Genomic DNA, 18,018 nt, shown 5'->3' with positions numbered 1-18,018 from the left:
AGCCTCAGTCCTCGGTGAAGTGAGGGACCTCGTCGCTCAGCGTGTGGCCGCGCTTCTTCGCATCGGCGCGTGCCTTGACGACGCTCGCGATGGTCGCCACCGCCATCGCGGCGACGATGACGCCGAGCGAGGTCCACGTCGAGATCTCGGGCGCCCACTCGATGTGCTCGCCGCCGTTGATGAACGGCAGTTCGTTGGCGTGCATCGCGTGCAGCACGAGCTTCACGCCGATGAAGGCGAGGATGAACGCGATGCCGTACTTGAGGTACTCGAGGCGTTCGAGCAGACCGCCGAGCAGGAAGTACAGCTGGCGGAGGCCCATGAGAGCGAACACGTTCGCCGTGAAGACGATGAACGGGCTCTGCGTGATGCCGAAGATCGCGGGGATCGAGTCGAGCGCGAAGAGCAGGTCGGTCGTGCCGATCGCGATGAAGACGATGAGCATCGGCGTGAAGTAGCGCTGCCCCGCGATCGTCGTCCGCAGCTTGATGCCGTCGTATTCGTCGGTGACGCGCACGCGCTTCCGCACCAGCCGCACGATGAGGCTGTCCTTATCGTCGTCGTCGCCGTGGTCGCCGCGCACCTGCTGGATGGCGGTGTAGACGAGCCAGGCGCCGAAGACGTAGAAGATCCAGCTGAAGTTCTCGATGAGCTGGGCGCCGAGCAGGATGAAGATGCCGCGCAGGATGAGCGCGAGGATGATGCCCACCATGAGCACCTCCTGCTGGTACTTCCGGGGCACCGAGAACCTCGCCATGATGATGACGAACACGAAGAGGTTGTCGATCGAGAGGCTGTATTCCGTCAGCCATCCCGCGAGGAACTGACCCGCGAACTCCCCGCCCGCGACGCTCAGCATGACGAGCGCGAAGACGAGCGCGAGGCCCACGTAGAACGCGACCCACAGGCTCGATTCCCGGAGCGACGGCACGTGCGGTCGACGGATGACGAGGAGCAGGTCACCCACGAGGATGAGCGTGATGACCACGAGGGATCCGACTTCGAACCAGATCGGGAGGGCGAGATCCACGGGGGCCTTTCGAGCAGGGGGTGAGGCGAGGAGTCTACTCCGAGCCTCGCCGGTCGGTCGCCGGGGAGCGGCCGCCGCGTCATCCCCGACGGACGAGGTTTGAGCGGCGTCGCGCACGCGGCGAATGCCCAGCTCCGAAGTCCCTAGAATCAGCGTATCCAGCCCCCGAGGAGTACTGAGTGAGCGCCCAGCCGACGCCCCCTGCCCGCACCTTCCGCACGTCGCCCGGTTCGACCGTGATCGGGTATTCGATCTTCGCGAGCCGCTGGCTGCAGGCACCGCTGTATCTCGGCCTCATCATCGCGCAGGCGATCTACGTCGTCGTCTTCATGATCGAGCTCTGGCACCTCATGGAGGAGGTGTTCATCCAGGGGCACATCTCCGAGGCCGAGATCATGCTCGCCGTGCTCGGGCTCATCGACGTCGTGATGATCGCGAACCTCCTCATCATGGTCATCATCGGCGGCTACGAGACCTTCGTCTCGCGCATCAACGTCGACGGCCACCCCGACCAGCCCGAGTGGCTCTCGCACGTCAACGCGAACGTGCTGAAGGTCAAGCTCGCGATGGCGATCATCGGCATCTCGTCGATCCACCTGCTGAAGACCTTCATCGAGGTCGGCGACATCGCGGGCGGCCGCGCCGGCGGCGAGGACACCGGCGAGAACTACACGTCCGAGCGTGTGTTCTGGCAGGTCGTCATCCACTGCGTCTTCATCCTGTCGGCGCTCGCTCTCGCGCTCATCGACCGCATGTCGTACCACCGTGTCTCGGCGCACGAGGTGCACGACGGCGTGCCGGTCGCCTATCCCGCGAGCACGTCCGACACGATCGCCGAGCTCGAGCAGAAGCTCGCCGAGGCCCGCCGGTCGCTCGAGACCGAGCGCCGCTAGGCGCCGTTCCACCCTCGGGCTTCCGCCCGGCTTTCTTCGTGTTGCCACTTTCGGCCGGTTCAGAGCGCCTGCAACCGGCCGAAAGTGGCAACATGCCCGTCGTGGGGCGGCGGAGGAACCGGTGCTTAAATGCAGAAAACCCCCGGCGTGAACCGGGGGTTTTCGTGTTGTGACCCCAGCGGGATTTGAACCCGCGCTGCCGCCGTGAGAGGGCGGTGTCCTAGGCCGCTAAACGATGGGGCCGTTTGGCAACTTGAATACTATGCCACACGCCTGCGCGTCCGTCCAAATCGGCGCTCACGCGAACACGCGAAGTGCTCCCGGAACCACCTCAGCGTCGACCGGGAGTGCCCCGAGTCGCTCGCCGTCGGCGTACGCGACGATGCCCTCGGCCTCGATGCGCACGGTGCGTGCCGTCACGAACTCGACGGCGGGATGATCGATGTGCGTGCCCGCGAAGACCTTCGGGAAGACGCGCAGCAGCGTGAGCGTCGAGATGCGGTGCACGATGAAGACGTCGAGCAGGCCGTCGGCGACATCGGCGTGCGGCACGATGCGCATGCCGCCGCCGATCGACGAGTTGTTGGCGACCGACACGAGCATGGCCTTCTGCTCGCGGCGGACCCCGTCGATCGTCAGCACGTAGTCGACGGGTCGGAAGGTCGCGAGCTCGCGGAGCAGCGCGAGGATGTAGCGGCTCGGCCCGCGCGGCCTCGTCATCCGATTCGCGCGTTCGTTGACGACGGCGTCGAATCCCGCCGAGAGCACGGCCGAGTACCACGATGCGAGCCCGCCCTGGTGGACGCGGACCGCATCGATCGCGCGCGGCGGGCGACGAAGCGCCTCGCGGAGGGCGGATGTCGCGGCATGCGTGTCGTCCGTCGGCAGACCGAGCCCGCGAGCCATGTCGTTGCCGGTACCGGCGGCGACGATGCCGAGCGGAACGCCCGTTCCCGCGACGAGGTTGACGCCGACCGAGACCATGCCGTCGCCGCCGACCATGACGAGTCCGTCGACGCCGCGTGCGATCGCGGCGACCGCCTCGCGGCGCAGCAGTTCGACGTTCGCCTCGCGCAGCATGACGACGTCGTGGCCGTCGGCGAGCAGCGCCTCGACGACGCGCGGGCCGACCGCTCGATTGCGCCCGAACGCCGCCTCGGGGTTGATCGCCACGACGAGGCGCAGGGGGTCCGCTATCACAAGGCGATTATGGTGCCTCCCCCGCTTGCGCGGCACCGGGACACGGTGTTGGCTCGAAGCATGCGACTGACGAAACTCGAACACGCCGCCCTCGTCCTCGACGATTCGGGCAAGAAGCTCTACATCGATCCCGGGGCCTTCACGACGCCCATCACCGAGTCGGCCGGCGCCGTCGCGATCGTCATCACCCACGAGCACCCCGACCACTGGGCCCCCGAGCAGCTCGGTCGGATCGTCGAGGCGAACCCGAGTGTGCGAATCTTCGGGCCCGCCGGCGTCGCATCGGCGATCGGCGAGGCGTTCGACGTCGAGGTCGTGAGCGCGGGCGACAGCGTCGAGGTCGAACCCTTCTCGCTGCGCTTCTTCGGCGGCGCTCACGCCGTCATCCACGAGTCGATCCCCGTCGTCGACAACGTCGGCGTCCTCGTCGACGGCTCTCTCTACTACGCGGGCGATTCGTTCACGATCCCCGAGGGCGTCGACGTCGACCTGCTCGCCGTGCCCGCGGGGGCGCCGTGGCTCAAGATCTCGGAGGCGATGGACTACGTCACGGCCGTCGCGCCGCGTCGCGCCTTCCCGACCCACGAGATGGTGCTGTCGAAGGCGGGTAAGGACCTCTCGAACGCCCGGCTGCGCGACGTCACCGAGAAGGCCGGCGGCGAGTACGTCGCACTCGAGCCCGGCGACACCCTCGATCTCTGAGCGAGGTAGCTGTCGGTCGAGTAGCCGTCGGTCGAGTCGCCGTCGGTCGAGTCACCGTCGGTCGAGTCGCCGTCAGTCGACGAGCTCTCCGTCGCTGACCACGACGCGCCCGCCCGCGACGACGAGTTCGCGGCGCGGAGCGCGCACGAGGGCGTCGGGCACGTTCTCGGCGTCGAGCAGCACGATGTCGGCCCGCGCACCCTCGACGAGATCGTGCACGGGGCGTCCGACGAACGGTGCTCCCCCGCTCGTCGCGATGTGCACGGCGTGCTCGAGGTCGACGTCGTGGCGCCAGCCCGCGAGCTGCGCGAGGCGGGTGGCGAGACGCAGCATGTCGCCGTCGCCGAACGGCCCCCACAGGTCGCGGATCCCGTCGGTGCCGAGCCCGACGGCGACCCCGGCCGACGCGAGCGCGTCGAGCGGAAGGGGCGCGGCGCGCAGCGGCGCGACCGTCGTGAGGCTCACGCGCGCGTCGGCGAGTCCGTCGATGAGCCGCGCCTGACGCGCCGCGCCGACCTCGCCGAGCGCGAAGCCGTGTGCGATGTTGACGCGACCGCCGAGCGAGAGGGCGCGGGTGCGCTCGATGATGAGGTCGTACTCGAACGCTCCGAGCTCGCCGCCGTCGTGGAGGTGGATGTCGAGCCCGACGCCGCGGCGCTCGGCGATGGCGAAGATAGCGTCGAGGTGGGCGACGGGGTCGCGGTCGATCCCCGCCGGATCGAGACCGCCGAGGTGGTCGGCCCCCTCAGCGGCGGCCTGGTCGAGGAGATCGATGACGCCGGGCCGCCGGAGCACGCCGTCCTGCGGGAACGCGACGATCTCCGCCTCGATCGCACCGTCGAACCCCGCGACGGCCTCACGCACGTCGGCGATGCCGCGAAGACCCACGCCGAGGTCGACATCGACGTGGGTGCGATAGACCGTCGTGCCGTGGCGCAGCATCTCGCGGAGCAGGGCGGTCGTCGTCGCCACGCTCGGAATGCCGAGTTCGTCGCGGTGCGCCCGCTCGTGCGCGATGCGCCCCTCGGTCGTCGCCTCTCCCCCGTACGAGACCCAGGGCCGACCGAGCCAGCTCTTGTCGAGGTGAGCGTGGGCATTGACGAATCCCGGTACCGCGACGAGTCCCCGGCCGTCGACCACGCGCGCCTCGGGCGCATCGATGCCGGGTGCGAGGGATGCGATCCGATCGCCGACGATGAGGATGTCGACGGAGGGGCCGCCCCAGGGGCGGATGTCGCGGAGGAGGAGGTCGGTGCTCATCCGCCGATCCTATGAGCGCAGCCTGACGAGGGTTCTCAGAATCGGGCGAGACCGGCGCCGACGATGACGACGCCGATGAGGAGCGCGATGAGCGCCGTCACGACGCCGCTGTTGCCGGAGATCCACGCGCGGGCGCGCACGAGGCGCGGCTCCATGCGGCGCGGCGAGGCGAGCGTCACGATGATGGGGACGGCGACCGACGACGCGGCCACGACCGAGTAGGCGACGATGACGATGGCGGATTCCTCGATCGTGAGTCCCGCGCCACGCACCGCGAGTCCGACGGCGATCGCGAGGAGGAGGGCCTTCGGCCGGAGGCCCAGCACGAAAGCGACGCCGAAGGCGGCGATCGGACCGAGCGAACCGATCTTCTGCATCCATGCCGGCTCGACACTCGGGCCCGATCGCCGGGAGCGCCGCCACGCGAGCACGCCGACGAGCACGAGGGCCGCGCCGACGACGATCTCCGCCACCGCGACGACGACATCGGGCTGTCGCGCGGGAGGTTCGGGGATGCTCTGGGCGACGAGAGCGCACACCGAGACGACCAGCACGAGGCCGAGGACGAATCCACCGAGGAACGGGATCGCCGCGCGACGACGATCGGGCGAGAGCAGGATGAGGATCGCCGCCATGATCGGCACCGAACTGAACGCCATCGCGACAGCGAGCGGGAGCACATGTCCGAACGCAGCGAGCATGCGCCGTCCTCTCCACGCCCGCGTACGGCGGGATTCGGTCAGAGCGTAGCGGAGGTCACGGGTGCCGGCACTCGACGTACCCCGGATGAGGGGCTTCACCGTATATGCTGCTGGTATCTCGCCCACAGGGGGTTGCGAGGCGGAGGGGATGACCGTGGCTGATATCAAGGCTTCCGGCGAAGCGCTCGAGCGAGCGCACGTCGAACTGGTCCGTGCGGGCCATGAGCTCGAAGAACTACTGCGCACGCTCGACACGAAGGTCGACAAGCTGCGCGGTGCGTGGTCGGGCGATGCATCGGATGCCTACGAGCACGCGCAACGCGAATGGACGGCGCTTCTCGAGGAGATGCGCCGACTCGTCGCCGACTACGGACGTCGGGTGCACGAGGTCGACGATCGCTACCGCGAGGCGAGTCGGACCATCAGCCAAAAAATCTGGCGCTGACCGGCGCATACGTCATCTGCTGAGGAGTGGACTGTGAATTCATCGAGCCTCGCGCGACTGCAGGAGATCTCTGAGCGAGCATCGGGCCTGCGCCGCACATTCGACGATCTGAAGGCCGCCTGGCCCGAGGGCGCCGAGTTCCGGGGAAGCGACGCCTCGGGCGCGCTGACCGTGACCATCTCGTCGAAGGGCGACGTCGTCCAGGTCGATCTGGCCGGCGACTGGCAGAAGCGCATCGACGAGCGTTCGCTCGCCCGCGCGATCAATGAGGCCGTCGGAGCCGCGAGCGTGCCGCTCGCCGATCAGTGGCTCGACGACCTCGACGAGCAGGGCGTCGAGGAAGCGCCGCGCGCGTCATCCCGACCCCGTCTCACGCTCGAGGAGTACCGCCGCCGCTACGGCACGCCGCACTCGCTCGAAGACCTGGCGCCGGCGTTCGACCGGCTCGCGGCCGCGCGTGCCGAGTACGACCGGTCGCAGGTGCAACTGCGCCAGCTCGCGGGCCACGAACGGTTCGAGAGCCCGCGCGGCTTCTTCCGCGTCACGCGCTCGCGCGCCAACCTTCTCGCTCTCGAGTACGAGAAGGGCGACTTCACGTTCCGCTCGACCGACGAGGTCCAGCGCGAGATCGTCGCGTCGCTCGACGAGATCCGCCGCCGTGCGGCCGAGGAGCAGGCCGAGTTCGACGCCTCGTTCCCGGCGCTCGCAGCGATCCGCGCCGAAGACGCCGAGCGATGATGCACGCCAACCACACCGACATCCAGGGGGAGAACAACTGTGGCCGATGAACTCGATTTCTCTGTCGTCCTCGACGACTTCACGAAGGACGCCGCTCGGTGGCGCGACATCAACACCGTCGTGCACCAGGCGTACAGCGACGCCGTGGGCGTCGAGGAAGTGCCCTTCATGGTGACCGACGGCCTCTCGTACGCGGCCGGCTTCACCGACCAGTACAACCGGCTCGCGTCACGCACCGTCGCCTACCTTCTCGACGGCAACGGAGCGTTCGAGTCCCTGGCCGTCAAGCTCGAGGACACGCGTCGCGAGTACGAGGCGAGCGAAGAGTACGCCGAGTGGAAGGTCGCCAACGGCTGAGGCCGTTCGACTCCACTCACTGACGACACGTATTTCTGACAGAGAAACGGGACGACGATGGCTATTCCGACGCAGGGCGACTTCGACTCGGACATGCAGGACATCCAGACCAAGCAGACCGACATGACGGACGGCATCAACTCGTGCGTCGACAAGTTCAACAACTTCGACTTCGGTTGCTGGTCGAACACCTTCAGCAAGGACTCGCAGGAGAAGATCCGCGATGCCCTCAACAACCTGACGAAGATCTGGAGCGACTTCCTCACCGAGATGGTGCAGTACGCCTCGCCCGGATGGCCGTTCTGGTTCCTCGATGCGCAGGACAACTGGCTCGCGGTGAAGACGGGCCTGTCGGGCCAGAAGGTGCACCTCGGGGCGGCGTCGTCCTCCTCGTTCCCCGCGACGCAGTCGTGGGTGAGCGCCGACGGCGCGGTCTACCGCAACATGCCCGCCGTGCAGGGTGACGCGATCGATGGAGTCGTCGGCCACGCCGGCTCGTTCGCCTCTCACCTCGGCGACCACGGCCTCCAGATCATCGACTTCTGGGTGAAGATCGCGAACAAGTTCGTCGACTACGGCCAGCTCGTCGCGACGAGCGTGGCGAACTTCATCTCGGCCGACCCGACGAAGTGGCTCGACATCGTCTCCGAGATCGTGAACGTCGTGAGCGAGCTCATCGATTTCGTCCAGGACCTCATCCAGCTCATCGTCGACAAGTGGCTCGAGACTCTCGGCCAGATGCAGACGCTCGAGAACGACCTCGCCGACGTCAGCGGCAGCATCGCCGGCCAGTGGCCGACGATCGAACGTCTGGCGTGATCGGAGCGGTGGCCGCGCGATGAGTTTCCCGAAGCGGATGATCGCCGCGGCCGCCCTCGGCGGCGCCGTGCTCCTTCTCGCAGCGTGCGCGAGCCCGCAGTCGTCGACCGACACCTCCGACGATCCGACACAGACCGTCACCGAGTTCCTGCAGTCCGTTCAGGACGGCGAGTACGCCTCCGCGCTCAAACTCTCGACGTCGTCGCCCGCTGACGTCGCCTGCGAGCCCCTCGCCCAGAACGATCAGGAAGGCGGCGGGGTCAACGCGCTGAAGGTCGCTGACGTGACGGTATCGGGCGACACCGCCACGGCCGAGGTCTCGTACTACTCGGGCGGCGAGATCTCCGAGAGCCTCGAGCTCACGCGCGCCGACGGGTCCTGGCGCGTCGTGCTTCCAGAGTCCTACCGGATCGCTCTCGCCTTCGATGCTCCCGTCGTCGCCGAGGCGGACGTCAACGACGGCCTGTGCTCGGTCGCGGTCGTCGACGGAGCCGTCGACATGGTCGCCTGGCCCGGCAACTACCGCATCGGCATCACCGACCCGACAGGGGTGCTCGAACGCTTCGACGAGTTCCTCTACGCGGTGCCCTCCGGCGAGGTGGTGGGCACCGTCGACCCGCTCGCGCTCGAGGCCGTGCCCGAGGTGTCGCTCAACGACGTCGCGTCTCGTGCCGATCCACTCCTCGGCGCGGCGATGGCGGCGTGCATCGATTCCGCCTTCACCGGCCCCACGTGCCCCGCCGGCGTGATCGGTGCCGATGCTCCCACGGGCGATGCGGCCGACCTCGTCACGGGTCAGTACTCGTGGATCGATCGCGTCTGGACCGACGACGGCGAGACGTGGCGTTTCGAGACCCGCCCGGGTTCGATCTCGATCACGACGGGCGGCACCCCGAGCGTCGTCGAGTTCACGACGACGGGCACTCTCTCGACCGACACGAACGGCGACCTCGTCGTCGACGTCGATCAGTCCTGACGTGTCAGCGACCGCGCTCCGCGATCGCGCGGATGTCGTCGGCGACCGCTGAGAGGTCGTTGCCGAGCTGGTGACCACCCGCCGTCGTGCGAGTGACGGCCGAGGCGATCGCTCGGCCGTAGAGGTCGCGATGCGCGAAGGGCACGATCTCGTCATCCTCGCTCGCATAGAGGAAGACGGCTGCGCCCGGCGGCAGTCGATCGCCGATTCCCTCGGGCAGGTCGAACCCGTCGAAGGTCCAGTCGGGGTCGCCCGCGGGGAACGGCGCGGCGATGACGCAGATCGCGGCGACGGGTGGAGTCACCGGTGAGGTCGTGAGGTGCTTGAGCAGCATGTAGCCGCCGGCCGAGTGGCCGACGAGCACGACGGGCGGCACCGCGTCGGCGATCGCCCGCTCGATGGTCGCGAGCCACGCCCGGTCGTCGGCGTCGTCCCCCTCGGGAAGCTGAGGCATCACGACCGAGTACCCGTCGCCGAGGCGTGATCGAAGGTCGGCCGCCATCTCGGAATCGATGTCGTACGCACCGTCGCCTGCTCCGTGGAAGAACACGATGTCGCCGACCGCTGTCGTCTCCATGCCCGGAGCGTACGCCGCCGACCGTCATCCGTCGAGGTCGCGATCGGAAGCGACCCCCCGATACTCTCGGGCCATGCGCATCGTCGTCTCGGGAACCCACGCCAGCGGAAAGAGCACTCTGATCTCGGACTTCGCCCTGAAGCACCCCGAGTACGCCGTCCTGCCCGACCCGCCCGACTTCCTGGCCTATCTGCGCGCGCTCGAGGAGCTCGGGCTCGCCTCCCTCGATCCCGCTGTCCTCGAACGAGCCGAGCAGCGCACCCTCGACGCCCTCAGCACGATCGATCTCCTCGTCGTGCTGCCGCTCAACTCGCGCGACCACATCGACGTCGGATCGGACGAGCATCTCGACCTGCGCGAGACGATGAACGATGTTCTGCTCGACCTGATCGACGACCCGGATGTCGTCGGCGACCGTCTCACGATCGCCGAACTCACCGGAACGCCCGAAGTGCGGCTGGCTGCGCTTGAGGAGCTCGTCGGCGCCGGATGACGGAGTAGCCGCGCGGCATACGACCGGGACGCTGACCGCAGAGACGAGAACAGCCCCTTCGGAAGAGTCTTCCGGAGGGGCTGTAGAACCTCATGGCGATTCGCTCTTCACCGAGGTGAAGCCGAATCAGTCTGGCTGGGGTACCTGGACTCGAACCAAGAATGGCGGTACCAGAAACCGCTGTGTTGCCAATTACACCATACCCCAATGGCCTGAGCAGAACCCCGGCCGAGAAGCAACTCTAGCCTACGTCGACGCCCCATTCCAAACCGAGCAACCCTCGCGTCGAGGCCCCGTCGGACTCGCGCCCGTTCAGCCTCGCCCCGCGTCGCTCCGGAGGAGATCGACGTTGACGGCTGCGGCGACGAGAGCGCCCTCGCCGGCGGCGACGATGAGCTGCTGCGGTCCGGGAGGCGTCGCGTCACCCGCGGCGTAGAGGCCGCCCAGCGACGTCCTGCCGCCCGTGTCGACGACGATCAGCCCCTCCGCGTCTCGTTGTACGTCGAGGGCGTCGAGCGCGGTCAGAGACGGCCGCCAGAGCGGGCGCACGAATCCACCCGCTCGAGGGATGACCGTGCCGTCCTCGAGGCGAACCGCCGTCATCGAGCCCGACTCCCCCTCGATCTCGGCGATCGGTCGACGCTCGACCGTGACGCCGAGGGCGAGGAGCATCGCCTCCTCGTCATCCGTCACCGTACCGACGCCGTTCGTGAAGACGATGAGGTCGCGGCTCCACTGCGAGACCGTGAGCGCGCGCTCGGCGAGATCGTCGGTCTCTCCGATGAGGACGAGCCCGGCATCCGCCTTCTCGTACCCGTCGCACTCGACGCAACTGTGCAGCTGCGTGCCGTACCACGCACGCAGGCCGGGGATCGCGGGGAGCGTCTCGCTCAGTCCGCTCGCGACGACCACGACGCGGGCGCGGACCGCGAGCGCCGGAGCCCCGCGCACGCCTCGACCGGTGAGGGCGAATGCCTCGCCGTCGGGCACGATCGCGTCGACGGATGCCGCGTGGAAAGTCGCCTCGGAGTACTGCTCGAACTCCTCGCGGCCGAGCCTCCTGAGCTCGAGCGGAGGCACTCCGTCGCGGGTGAGGAACCCGTGCGAGGCGAGCGTCGCCGCGTTGCGCGGCCGGTTCGAGTCGATCAGGAGCGTGCGGCGCCGCGCACGAACGAGGTTCAGAGCGGCGGAGAGGCCCGCGGGCCCCGCGCCGATCACCGCGACATCGACGTCACTCACTCCGCACGACGCCCGATCAGACGGTCGAGACGCGCGAGGGAGTCGATCTTGCCGAGGATCTGCATCGACTCAAAGAGCGGCGGAGAGACGCGGCGGCCGGAGATCGCCGTGCGCACCGGGCCGAAGGCGACGCGCGGCTTGAGCCCGAGCCCGTCGATGAGCGCTCCGCGGAGCGCCTCCTCGATCTCGGTGTGCGCCCACGACTCGGCGGGAACGCGCTCGAGCGCCTCACGCGCAGCGGACAGTACGGCGTCGGTGTCGGCGGGAAGGCCCGCGACGGCCGCATCGTCGTACTCGAGGCCGGCGGCGTCGGTGAAGAGGAAGCCGAGCATGCCGGGCGCCTCACCGAGCAGTCCGATGCGCTCCTGCACGAGCGGTGCCGCCTCGGCGAGGATCGCCTCGTGCGCGGGGCTCAGCGGCACCTCCACGACGTCCGCGAGGTACGGCACGGTGCGGGCGGCGAAGTCGACGACGTCGAGCTGACGCAGGTGGTCGCCGTTGATCGCCTCGGCCTTCTTCAGGTCGAAGCGCGCGGGGTTGGGGTTGACGTTCACGACGTCGAACGCGGCGACGAGCTCGTCGCGGCTGAAGACGTCACGGTCGGCCGAGAAGCCCCAGCCGAGGAGCGCGAGGTAGTTGAGGAGGCCCTCGGGGATGAAGCCCCGGTCGCGGTGGTGGAAGAGGTTCGCCTCGGGGTCGCGCTTCGAGAGCTTCTTGTTGCCCTCGCCCATGACGTACGGCAGGTGGCCGAACCGCGGCACGAACGTCGTCACGCCGATGTCGATGAGAGCGTGGTACAGCGCGATCTGACGCGGCGTCGACGACAGCAGGTCTTCGCCGCGCAGCACGTGCGTGATGCCCATGAGCGCGTCGTCGACGGGGTTCACGAGCGTGTAGAGCGGGGCGCCGTTCGGCCGCACGACGACGAAGTCGATCGTCGAGCCCGCGGCGAACGTGATCTCGCCGCGCACGAGGTCGTCGAAACCGAGGTCGACGTCGGGTACGCGCAGGCGGAGAGCCGGCGAACGGCCCTCCGCACGGAAGGCGGCGCGCTGCTCGTCGGTGAGGTCGCGATCGCCGTTGTCGTAGCCGAGCTGCTTCGGGCGGCCGGCGGCTTCGTTCCGCGCGTCGATCTCGTCGGCGGTCGAGTAGCTCTCGTAGAGGTGGCCCGCGGCGAGGAGGCGGTCGACGACGTCCTGGTAGATGTCGCCGCGCTGCGACTGCCGGTACGGCTCGTTCGGGCCGCCGACGTCGATGCCCTCGTCCCAGTCGAGACCGAGCCAGGTGAGGGCGTCGATGATCTGGGCGTAGCTCTCTTCGCTGTCGCGGGCCGCGTCGGTGTCTTCGATACGGAAGACGAACGTGCCCCCCGTGTGCCGGGCATACGCCCAGTTGAAGAGAGCGGTGCGCACGAGACCGACGTGCGGGGTACCGGTGGGCGAAGGGCAGAACCGGACGCGAACGTCGCTCCCGGTCGCCTGGGTCGTGGGGTGAGCCGAATCAGACATTGATTCTCATCCTAGAGATTCGGCCCGGAGGTTTCCCACCGCTCCTGCGGGTCAGGCCGAGCGCACCGGATTAGTGAGCGTGCCGATGCCCGGAATCGTGATCGCGACCGAGTCGCCGCTCGCGAGCGGGCCGACCCCCGCGGGCGTACCCGTGAGGATGACGTCGCCGGGCAGCAGCGTGAAGACGGCCGAGGCGTACGCGATGATCTCGGCGACGGAGTGCACCATGTCGGTGAGCGGCCCGCTCTGCTTGAGCTCACCGTTCACACGGGTCTCGACGCTCTCACCCGCGAGGTCGAGGTCGGTCTCGATCACCGGCCCGAGCGGGCAGAAGCTGTCGAAGCCCTTCGCGCGCGTCCACTGCGCGTCGGACTTCTGCAGGTCGCGGGCCGTCACGTCGTTGGCGATCGTGTAGCCGAAGACGACGCTCGCGGCATCCTCGACCCGCACGTTCTTCGCGATGCTGCCGATGATGACGGCGAGCTCGCCCTCGAAGTCGACGTGTGACGACAGGGCAGGAAGGACGATCGCATCGTTCGGACCGACGACCGACGTGTTGGGCTTCAGGAAGAGCAGCGGCTCGGCCGGTGCCTCGTTGCCGAACTCGGCGGCGTGGTCGCGATAGTTGCGACCGACGCCGATGACCTTCGACCGCGGGATGACGGGAGCGAGCAGCTTCGCCTCGGCGAGCGGCACGCGCTCCCCCGTCGGGTCGTACCCGGCGAACATCGGGTCGGACTTCAGCACGACGAGGTCGTGCTCCTCTTCATCGATGACACCGAAGGCGATCGACTCGCCGTGACTGAACCGCGCGATCTTCATACCGACAGCCTAACGAGGGCTCAGGCGTCGAGCCGCTGCATCCAGCCGTGACGGTCTTCGACGCGACCGTACTGGATGCCCGTGAGCTCGGCACGCAGGGACAGAGCGAGCTCGTCGGCGGCCGGTCCGGAGTGCACGATCTCGAAGTCCTCGGCGAGCAACCGGCCGATGGGCACGACGACGGCCGCCGTACCGCACGCGAAGGCGCCGACGATCTCGCTCGACGCGACACCGTCGCGCCACTCGGTGATCGTCACGCGCCGACGCTCGACGGTGTGGCCGCGATCGCTCGCGAGCTGCAGGATCGAGTCGCGCGTGATGCCCTCGAGGATCGTGTCGGACTCGGGCGTGACGAGCGTTCCATCACGACGCACGAGCACGATGTTCATGCCGCCGAGCTCTTCGAGGTACTCGCCCTCGTCGAGGAACAGCACCTGCTGGCATCCCTTCTCGTAGGCCTCGGCCTGCGGCAGGAGGCTCGACGCGTAGTTGCCGCCGGTCTTCGCCGCGCCCGTGCCGCCCTTGCCCGCGCGGGCGTAGTCGGTCGAGAGCCAGATGTTGACAGGCTGCACTCCCCCGGTGAAGTACGCGCCGGCGGGGCTCGCGATGACGTAGTACCCGACCTTCTGGGCGGGGCGCACGCCGAGGAACGCCTCCTTCGCGAACATGAACGGCCGGAGGTAGAGGCTCGTGCCGTCGGCGCTCGGCACCCACGCGCCGTCGACGGCGATGAGCTGCTTGAGCGAGTCGATGAAGTAGTCGCTCGGAAGCTCGGGCAGCGCCATGCGGCGAGCCGAGCGCTGCATGCGCGCGGCGTTCTCGTAGGGACGGAACGTCCAGATGGAGCCGTCGCCGTGACGGTAGGCCTTCATGCCCTCGAAGACCTCTTGCGCGTAGTGGAGCACGGCCGCGGCGGGGTCGAGCGGGATGGGGCCGTAGGGCGAGACGCGCGGACGGTGCCATCCGCCCCGTGCCGACCAGCAGACGTCGACCATGTGATCGGTGAAGTGATTGCCGAAGCCGGGGTCGGCGAGGATCGCGTCGCGTTCTTCAGCGCTCTTCGCGTTGTCGTTCGTCGTCACGGCCCACGTGAGATCGGGTCGAGCGAGCGGGAGGTCGATCGTCATGGGTGCTCTTTTCTTCGAAAGCTGATACCAGTGTGCGCTTACGGCGCCGCGGGGGCCAGCCGCGCGGCGATGGCGTCGCCGATCTCGGAGGTCGACCGAGTCGATCCGTCCCGTCCGGCGATGTCGTCGGAGGCTGCTCCACGAACTCGTTCGGCGTCATCCGCCAGGCCGAGGTGGTCGAGGAGAAGTGCTACCGAGAGGATCGCAGCAGTCGGGTCGGCGATGCCCTTCCCGGCGATGTCGGGCGCTGATCCGTGGACAGGCTCGAACATGCTCGGGAACCGGCCGTCGGGGTTGATGTTGCCCGATGCCGCGAGACCGATGCCGCCGCTGATTGCGCCGGCCAGATCGGTGAGGATGTCGCCGAAGAGGTTGTCCGTGACGATGACATCGAATCTAGCAGGATCCGTGACGAGGAAGATCGTGGCCGCATCGACGTGGAGGTAGTCGACGGCGACATCAGGGAACTCGACGGCGACGGCGTCGACCGTGCGCTTCCACAGACCGCCGGCGAAGACGAGCACATTGGTCTTGTGCACGAGGGTGAGCTTCTTGCGACGGCCGGACGCCGCGGCGAACGCGTAGCGCACGACACGCTCGACGCCGAAGGCCGTGTTGACCGAGACCTCGTTGGCGACCTCGGCGGGCGTGCCGACGCGGATCGCACCGCCGTTGCCGACGTACGGGCCCTCGGTTCCCTCGCGGACGACGACGAAGTCGACGTCGCCGGGAGCGGCGAGCGGGCTCTCGACGCCGGGGTGGAGCACGGTCGGCCGGAGGTTCACGTAGTGGTCGAGCGAGAAGCGGAGCTTCAAGAGGAGCCCGCGTTCGATGTTCGCGTTCGCGAGGCGAGGATCGCCGGGAACCCCGCCGACCGCGCCCAGAAGGATGGCGTCGTGCGACGCGACAGCAGCGAGATCGTCGTCGGTGAGCACGTCGCCCGTCTCGAGGAACCGTCCGGCGCCGAGGGAGAAGTGCGTCTCCTCGAACCGGGTCTCGTCACCGACGGCCGCGCGCAGCACCTTGAGCGCTTCGGCGACGACCTCGGGTCCGATTCCGTCTCCGGGAATCACGGCGAGTCTGACGGTGCGGGGCATGGCTCTCCTTCGAAGGTTTCGCCTTCCAGCGTACTGCCGTGCACTACCGCATCCCGTCGCGCGAGTCGACCCGTTGCAGGCGGGAGACCCACGGCCCTACGCTGAGGCATTCCGACAGAAAGGGCTACCCCATGAGCATCGGACTCGGAATCTTCTTGTTCGTCGTCGGCGCCATCCTCGTGTGGGCCGTCGAGGTCCAGCTCGAGTGGATCGATCTCGACATGGTCGGCTACATCCTGATGGGTGCCGGCTTCCTCGTCTTCCTGCTCGGCATTGTGCTCCTCGCGCGTCGCCGTACCTCGTCGACGGTGTCGGCGACCCACGTCGACCCCGCGACCGGCGACCGCGTCACGCGCAACGAGACGCGCGGACCCGACCCGCTCTGATCCATTTCCCGTCGCGTCGGATCGCCCTCAGTCGTGCTCGACCGGCGCGGTCGGGTTACGGAGCGTGATCGCCGCCACGAGGGCTGCCGCGAGCATGAGTCCGACGGCGATCATCGACGTCACGACGACACCCCCGTCGAACGCGTGCGACGCCGAGGCGAGCAGAGCGGCGGCATCCGTCGGCGGGAGCGTCTCGGCGACGTTGACGGCACCCGCGAGCGTTTCGCGCGCGTCGTGCGCCTGGGTCGCCGTGAGCGCGTCGGAGAGCACGATGTTCGCGCGGTAGTGCGCGGTGATGATGCTGCCGAGGATCGCCGTGCCGAGCACGGCGCCGAGTTCGTAGGCCGTCTCGGAGACCGCTGACGCCGCACCAGCCTTGTTCGCGGGCGCGCTCGAGAGGATGAGCTCGTTCGACACGGTCTCGGCCGCGCCGATTCCGAGGCCGAGGAGCACGAAGGCGATGATCGGCGCGACGAGGCCGCCGTCGCTCGAGCCGAGGCCCAGCACGACGTAGCCCGCGGCCGAGATCGACAGCGCCGTCGGCACGAGGATGCGCGGGCGCACGCGGCGCGCGATCGGAACGACACCGAGCCCGGCGATGATCATGACGACGAGGCCCGGCACGAGGGCGAGGCCCGCCTCGACGGGGTCGAGCCCGACGATGAGCTGCAGGTGCTGCGAGACGAAGTAGAGGAAGCCGACGAGCGCGATGACGCTGAAGAGGTTGACCGCGACGGCGCCGCCGAACGAGCCCTTCGTGAAGAGACGGACATCGAGCATCGGCACGGGCCGCCGAAGCTGCCGGCGCACGAAGAGCCAGCCGGAGACGACACCGATGACGAACGTGCCGATCGCGAGCGGCGTGAGGCCCTCCGTCGCGAACTCCTTGATCGCGAAGACGACGGGCGCCATCGCCGCGAGCGACAGGAGGATGCTCACGGGGTCGACCGGTCCCGGCGCGGGGTCGCGGCTCTCCCGCACGAGGAGCGGCACGAGGATGAAGATCGGGATGAGCACGGGCACGGCGAGGAGGAATACGGAGCCCCACGGGAAGTGCAGGAGCAGGATGCCGCCGACGATCGGGCCGAGCGCCGAGCCCGCGGCGAACCCCGAGGCCCAGATCGCGATGGCGAGGCGACGCTGCTCGCGATCCATGAAGATCGAGCGGAGGAGGGAGAGGGTCGACGGCATGAGCATCGCACCGAAGAAGCCGAGACCCGCTCGTGCGGCGATGAGGAGTTCGGCCGTGGGCGCGAAGGCGGCGGCGACCGAGACGAGCGCGAAACCGGCCGAGCCGATGAGGAGCATGCGACGGCGGCCGATGCGGTCGCCGAGGCTGCCCATCGAGACGAGGAGGCCCGCGAGGACGAGCGGGTAGGCGTCGATGATCCAGAGCTGCTGGGCGGCCGTCGGCGACAGCGCGCGAGAGATCTCAGGGATCGCGAAGCTCAGCACCGTGTTGTCGACGGACACGAGCAGCACCGGCAGCATGAGCACCGCGAGCGCCGCCCAGGCGCGCGCGGGCGCACGACCCGTCGTCGGTGCCTCTGTCGTCATCGTGCTCATCTCACTTCGCCTTTCAATACCGTCTAGCCGGTACACTTAAAACCGTCCAGCCGGTATAGTAACAGAATCCCGACAATCGGAG

20 protein-coding genes and 2 tRNA genes are annotated in these 18,018 nt (G+C 68.5%); 9 read left to right on the top strand and 13 right to left on the bottom strand.

Annotated elements, in window-relative coordinates:
* Nucleotides 1-4: 4 nt before the first annotated feature.
* On the bottom strand, nt 5-1,030 hold the full coding sequence (locus tag BJ972_RS01125; protein ID WP_129176597.1) for a TerC/Alx family metal homeostasis membrane protein: 1,026 nt from the start codon (nt 1,028-1,030) through the stop codon (nt 5-7).
* Between the two features lie 179 nt (nt 1,031-1,209).
* Between BJ972_RS01125 and BJ972_RS01120 the strand changes: the two genes are divergently transcribed.
* Nucleotides 1,210-1,923: a TIGR00645 family protein gene (locus BJ972_RS01120; protein WP_129176595.1), complete on the top strand. Its 714-nt coding sequence runs from the start codon at nt 1,210-1,212 to the stop codon at nt 1,921-1,923.
* A gap of 170 nt (nt 1,924-2,093) precedes the next feature.
* On the opposite strand, the gene BJ972_RS01115 is transcribed toward BJ972_RS01120, so the two are convergent.
* Together BJ972_RS01115 and BJ972_RS01110 are read right to left on the bottom strand one after the other, a co-directional pair.
* Nucleotides 2,094-2,166 (bottom strand) — tRNA-Glu (locus tag BJ972_RS01115).
* A gap of 54 nt (nt 2,167-2,220) precedes the next feature.
* Nucleotides 2,221-3,123, bottom strand: coding sequence for a diacylglycerol/lipid kinase family protein (locus tag BJ972_RS01110; protein ID WP_241830882.1), 903 nt, complete (start codon nt 3,121-3,123; stop codon nt 2,221-2,223).
* 60 nt (nt 3,124-3,183) lie between these two features.
* Here BJ972_RS01110 and BJ972_RS01105 point away from each other — a divergent pair, with 60 nt between their 5' ends.
* On the top strand, nt 3,184-3,825 hold the full coding sequence (locus BJ972_RS01105; protein WP_129176593.1) for an MBL fold metallo-hydrolase: 642 nt from the start codon (nt 3,184-3,186) through the stop codon (nt 3,823-3,825).
* Nucleotides 3,826-3,897: 72 nt separating this feature from the next.
* On the opposite strand, the gene BJ972_RS01100 is transcribed toward BJ972_RS01105, so the two are convergent.
* Both BJ972_RS01100 and BJ972_RS01095 read right to left on the bottom strand, forming a co-directional pair.
* On the bottom strand, nt 3,898-5,085 hold the full coding sequence (locus tag BJ972_RS01100) for an amidohydrolase (protein ID WP_129176591.1): 1,188 nt from the start codon (nt 5,083-5,085) through the stop codon (nt 3,898-3,900).
* 35 nt (nt 5,086-5,120) lie between these two features.
* Entirely contained in the window at nt 5,121-5,786 is a 666-nt protein-coding gene (locus tag BJ972_RS01095) for a GAP family protein (RefSeq protein ID WP_129176589.1), read from the bottom strand.
* A gap of 148 nt (nt 5,787-5,934) precedes the next feature.
* Here BJ972_RS01095 and BJ972_RS01090 point away from each other — a divergent pair, with 148 nt between their 5' ends.
* The 5 genes from BJ972_RS01090 to BJ972_RS01070 are packed head-to-tail and all read left to right on the top strand — an operon-like array spanning nt 5,935 to nt 9,121.
* Nucleotides 5,935-6,231 carry a WXG100 family type VII secretion target gene (locus BJ972_RS01090; RefSeq protein WP_164989975.1) on the top strand — a complete coding sequence of 99 codons (297 nt, stop codon included), beginning with the start codon at nt 5,935-5,937 and terminating at the stop codon, nt 6,229-6,231.
* Between the two features lie 33 nt (nt 6,232-6,264).
* Complete coding sequence (locus tag BJ972_RS01085) at nt 6,265-6,969, top strand: hypothetical protein (protein ID WP_129176584.1); 705 nt, start codon at nt 6,265-6,267, stop codon at nt 6,967-6,969.
* A gap of 39 nt (nt 6,970-7,008) precedes the next feature.
* Nucleotides 7,009-7,326, top strand: a complete 318-nt coding sequence (locus tag BJ972_RS01080) for a hypothetical protein (protein ID WP_129176582.1) — start codon at nt 7,009-7,011, stop codon at nt 7,324-7,326.
* Between the two features lie 57 nt (nt 7,327-7,383).
* Nucleotides 7,384-8,145, top strand: coding sequence for a hypothetical protein (locus tag BJ972_RS01075; RefSeq protein WP_129176580.1), 762 nt, complete (start codon nt 7,384-7,386; stop codon nt 8,143-8,145).
* Between the two features lie 19 nt (nt 8,146-8,164).
* Nucleotides 8,165-9,121 carry an Rv0361 family membrane protein gene (locus BJ972_RS01070; RefSeq protein ID WP_129176578.1) on the top strand — a complete coding sequence of 319 codons (957 nt, stop codon included), beginning with the start codon at nt 8,165-8,167 and terminating at the stop codon, nt 9,119-9,121.
* A 4-nt stretch (nt 9,122-9,125) separates the two neighbouring features.
* Here BJ972_RS01070 and BJ972_RS01065 read toward each other — a convergent pair whose 3' ends face one another.
* The gene (locus BJ972_RS01065) at nt 9,126-9,698 is read right to left on the bottom strand and encodes an alpha/beta fold hydrolase (protein WP_129176576.1); all 573 of its coding nucleotides are present in this window, start codon (nt 9,696-9,698) and stop codon (nt 9,126-9,128) included.
* A gap of 73 nt (nt 9,699-9,771) precedes the next feature.
* On the opposite strand from BJ972_RS01065, the gene BJ972_RS01060 reads away from it, so the two are divergent.
* Nucleotides 9,772-10,191, top strand: coding sequence for a hypothetical protein (locus BJ972_RS01060; RefSeq protein ID WP_129176574.1), 420 nt, complete (start codon nt 9,772-9,774; stop codon nt 10,189-10,191).
* Nucleotides 10,192-10,323: 132 nt separating this feature from the next.
* On the opposite strand, the gene BJ972_RS01055 is transcribed toward BJ972_RS01060, so the two are convergent.
* From BJ972_RS01055 to BJ972_RS01030, 6 genes are all read right to left on the bottom strand, one after another.
* Nucleotides 10,324-10,398: transfer RNA gene (locus BJ972_RS01055), tRNA-Gln, on the bottom strand.
* Between the two features lie 105 nt (nt 10,399-10,503).
* Nucleotides 10,504-11,430, bottom strand: coding sequence for an NAD(P)/FAD-dependent oxidoreductase (locus BJ972_RS01050; RefSeq protein WP_129176572.1), 927 nt, complete (start codon nt 11,428-11,430; stop codon nt 10,504-10,506).
* Nucleotides 11,427-12,938, bottom strand: coding sequence for a glutamate--tRNA ligase (gltX, locus tag BJ972_RS01045; protein WP_129176570.1), 1,512 nt, complete (start codon nt 12,936-12,938; stop codon nt 11,427-11,429). Before gltX ends, BJ972_RS01050 begins: the two co-directional genes overlap by 4 nt.
* Nucleotides 12,939-12,989: 51 nt before the next feature.
* A complete protein-coding gene (locus tag BJ972_RS01040; protein WP_129176568.1) occupies nt 12,990-13,760 on the bottom strand; it encodes a fumarylacetoacetate hydrolase family protein in 771 nt (256 codons plus the stop codon).
* A 20-nt stretch (nt 13,761-13,780) separates the two neighbouring features.
* Complete coding sequence (locus BJ972_RS01035) at nt 13,781-14,887, bottom strand: branched-chain amino acid aminotransferase (protein ID WP_129176566.1); 1,107 nt, start codon at nt 14,885-14,887, stop codon at nt 13,781-13,783.
* A 38-nt stretch (nt 14,888-14,925) separates the two neighbouring features.
* Nucleotides 14,926-15,984, bottom strand: coding sequence for a 3-isopropylmalate dehydrogenase (locus BJ972_RS01030; RefSeq protein ID WP_129176564.1), 1,059 nt, complete (start codon nt 15,982-15,984; stop codon nt 14,926-14,928).
* Between the two features lie 131 nt (nt 15,985-16,115).
* Here BJ972_RS01030 and BJ972_RS01025 point away from each other — a divergent pair, with 131 nt between their 5' ends.
* Entirely contained in the window at nt 16,116-16,370 is a 255-nt protein-coding gene (locus tag BJ972_RS01025; protein ID WP_129176562.1) for a DUF6458 family protein, read from the top strand.
* 27 nt (nt 16,371-16,397) lie between these two features.
* Here the strand turns inward: BJ972_RS01025 and BJ972_RS01020 are convergent, their stop codons facing one another.
* Nucleotides 16,398-17,936: an MFS transporter gene (locus BJ972_RS01020; RefSeq protein ID WP_129176560.1), complete on the bottom strand. Its 1,539-nt coding sequence runs from the start codon at nt 17,934-17,936 to the stop codon at nt 16,398-16,400.
* Nucleotides 17,937-18,018 lie beyond the last annotated feature (82 nt).

Source organism: Agromyces atrinae, assembly GCF_013407835.1.
Taxonomy (GTDB): domain Bacteria; phylum Actinomycetota; class Actinomycetes; order Actinomycetales; family Microbacteriaceae; genus Agromyces; species Agromyces atrinae.
This window is presented reverse-complemented; position numbering and strand designations above follow the sequence as displayed.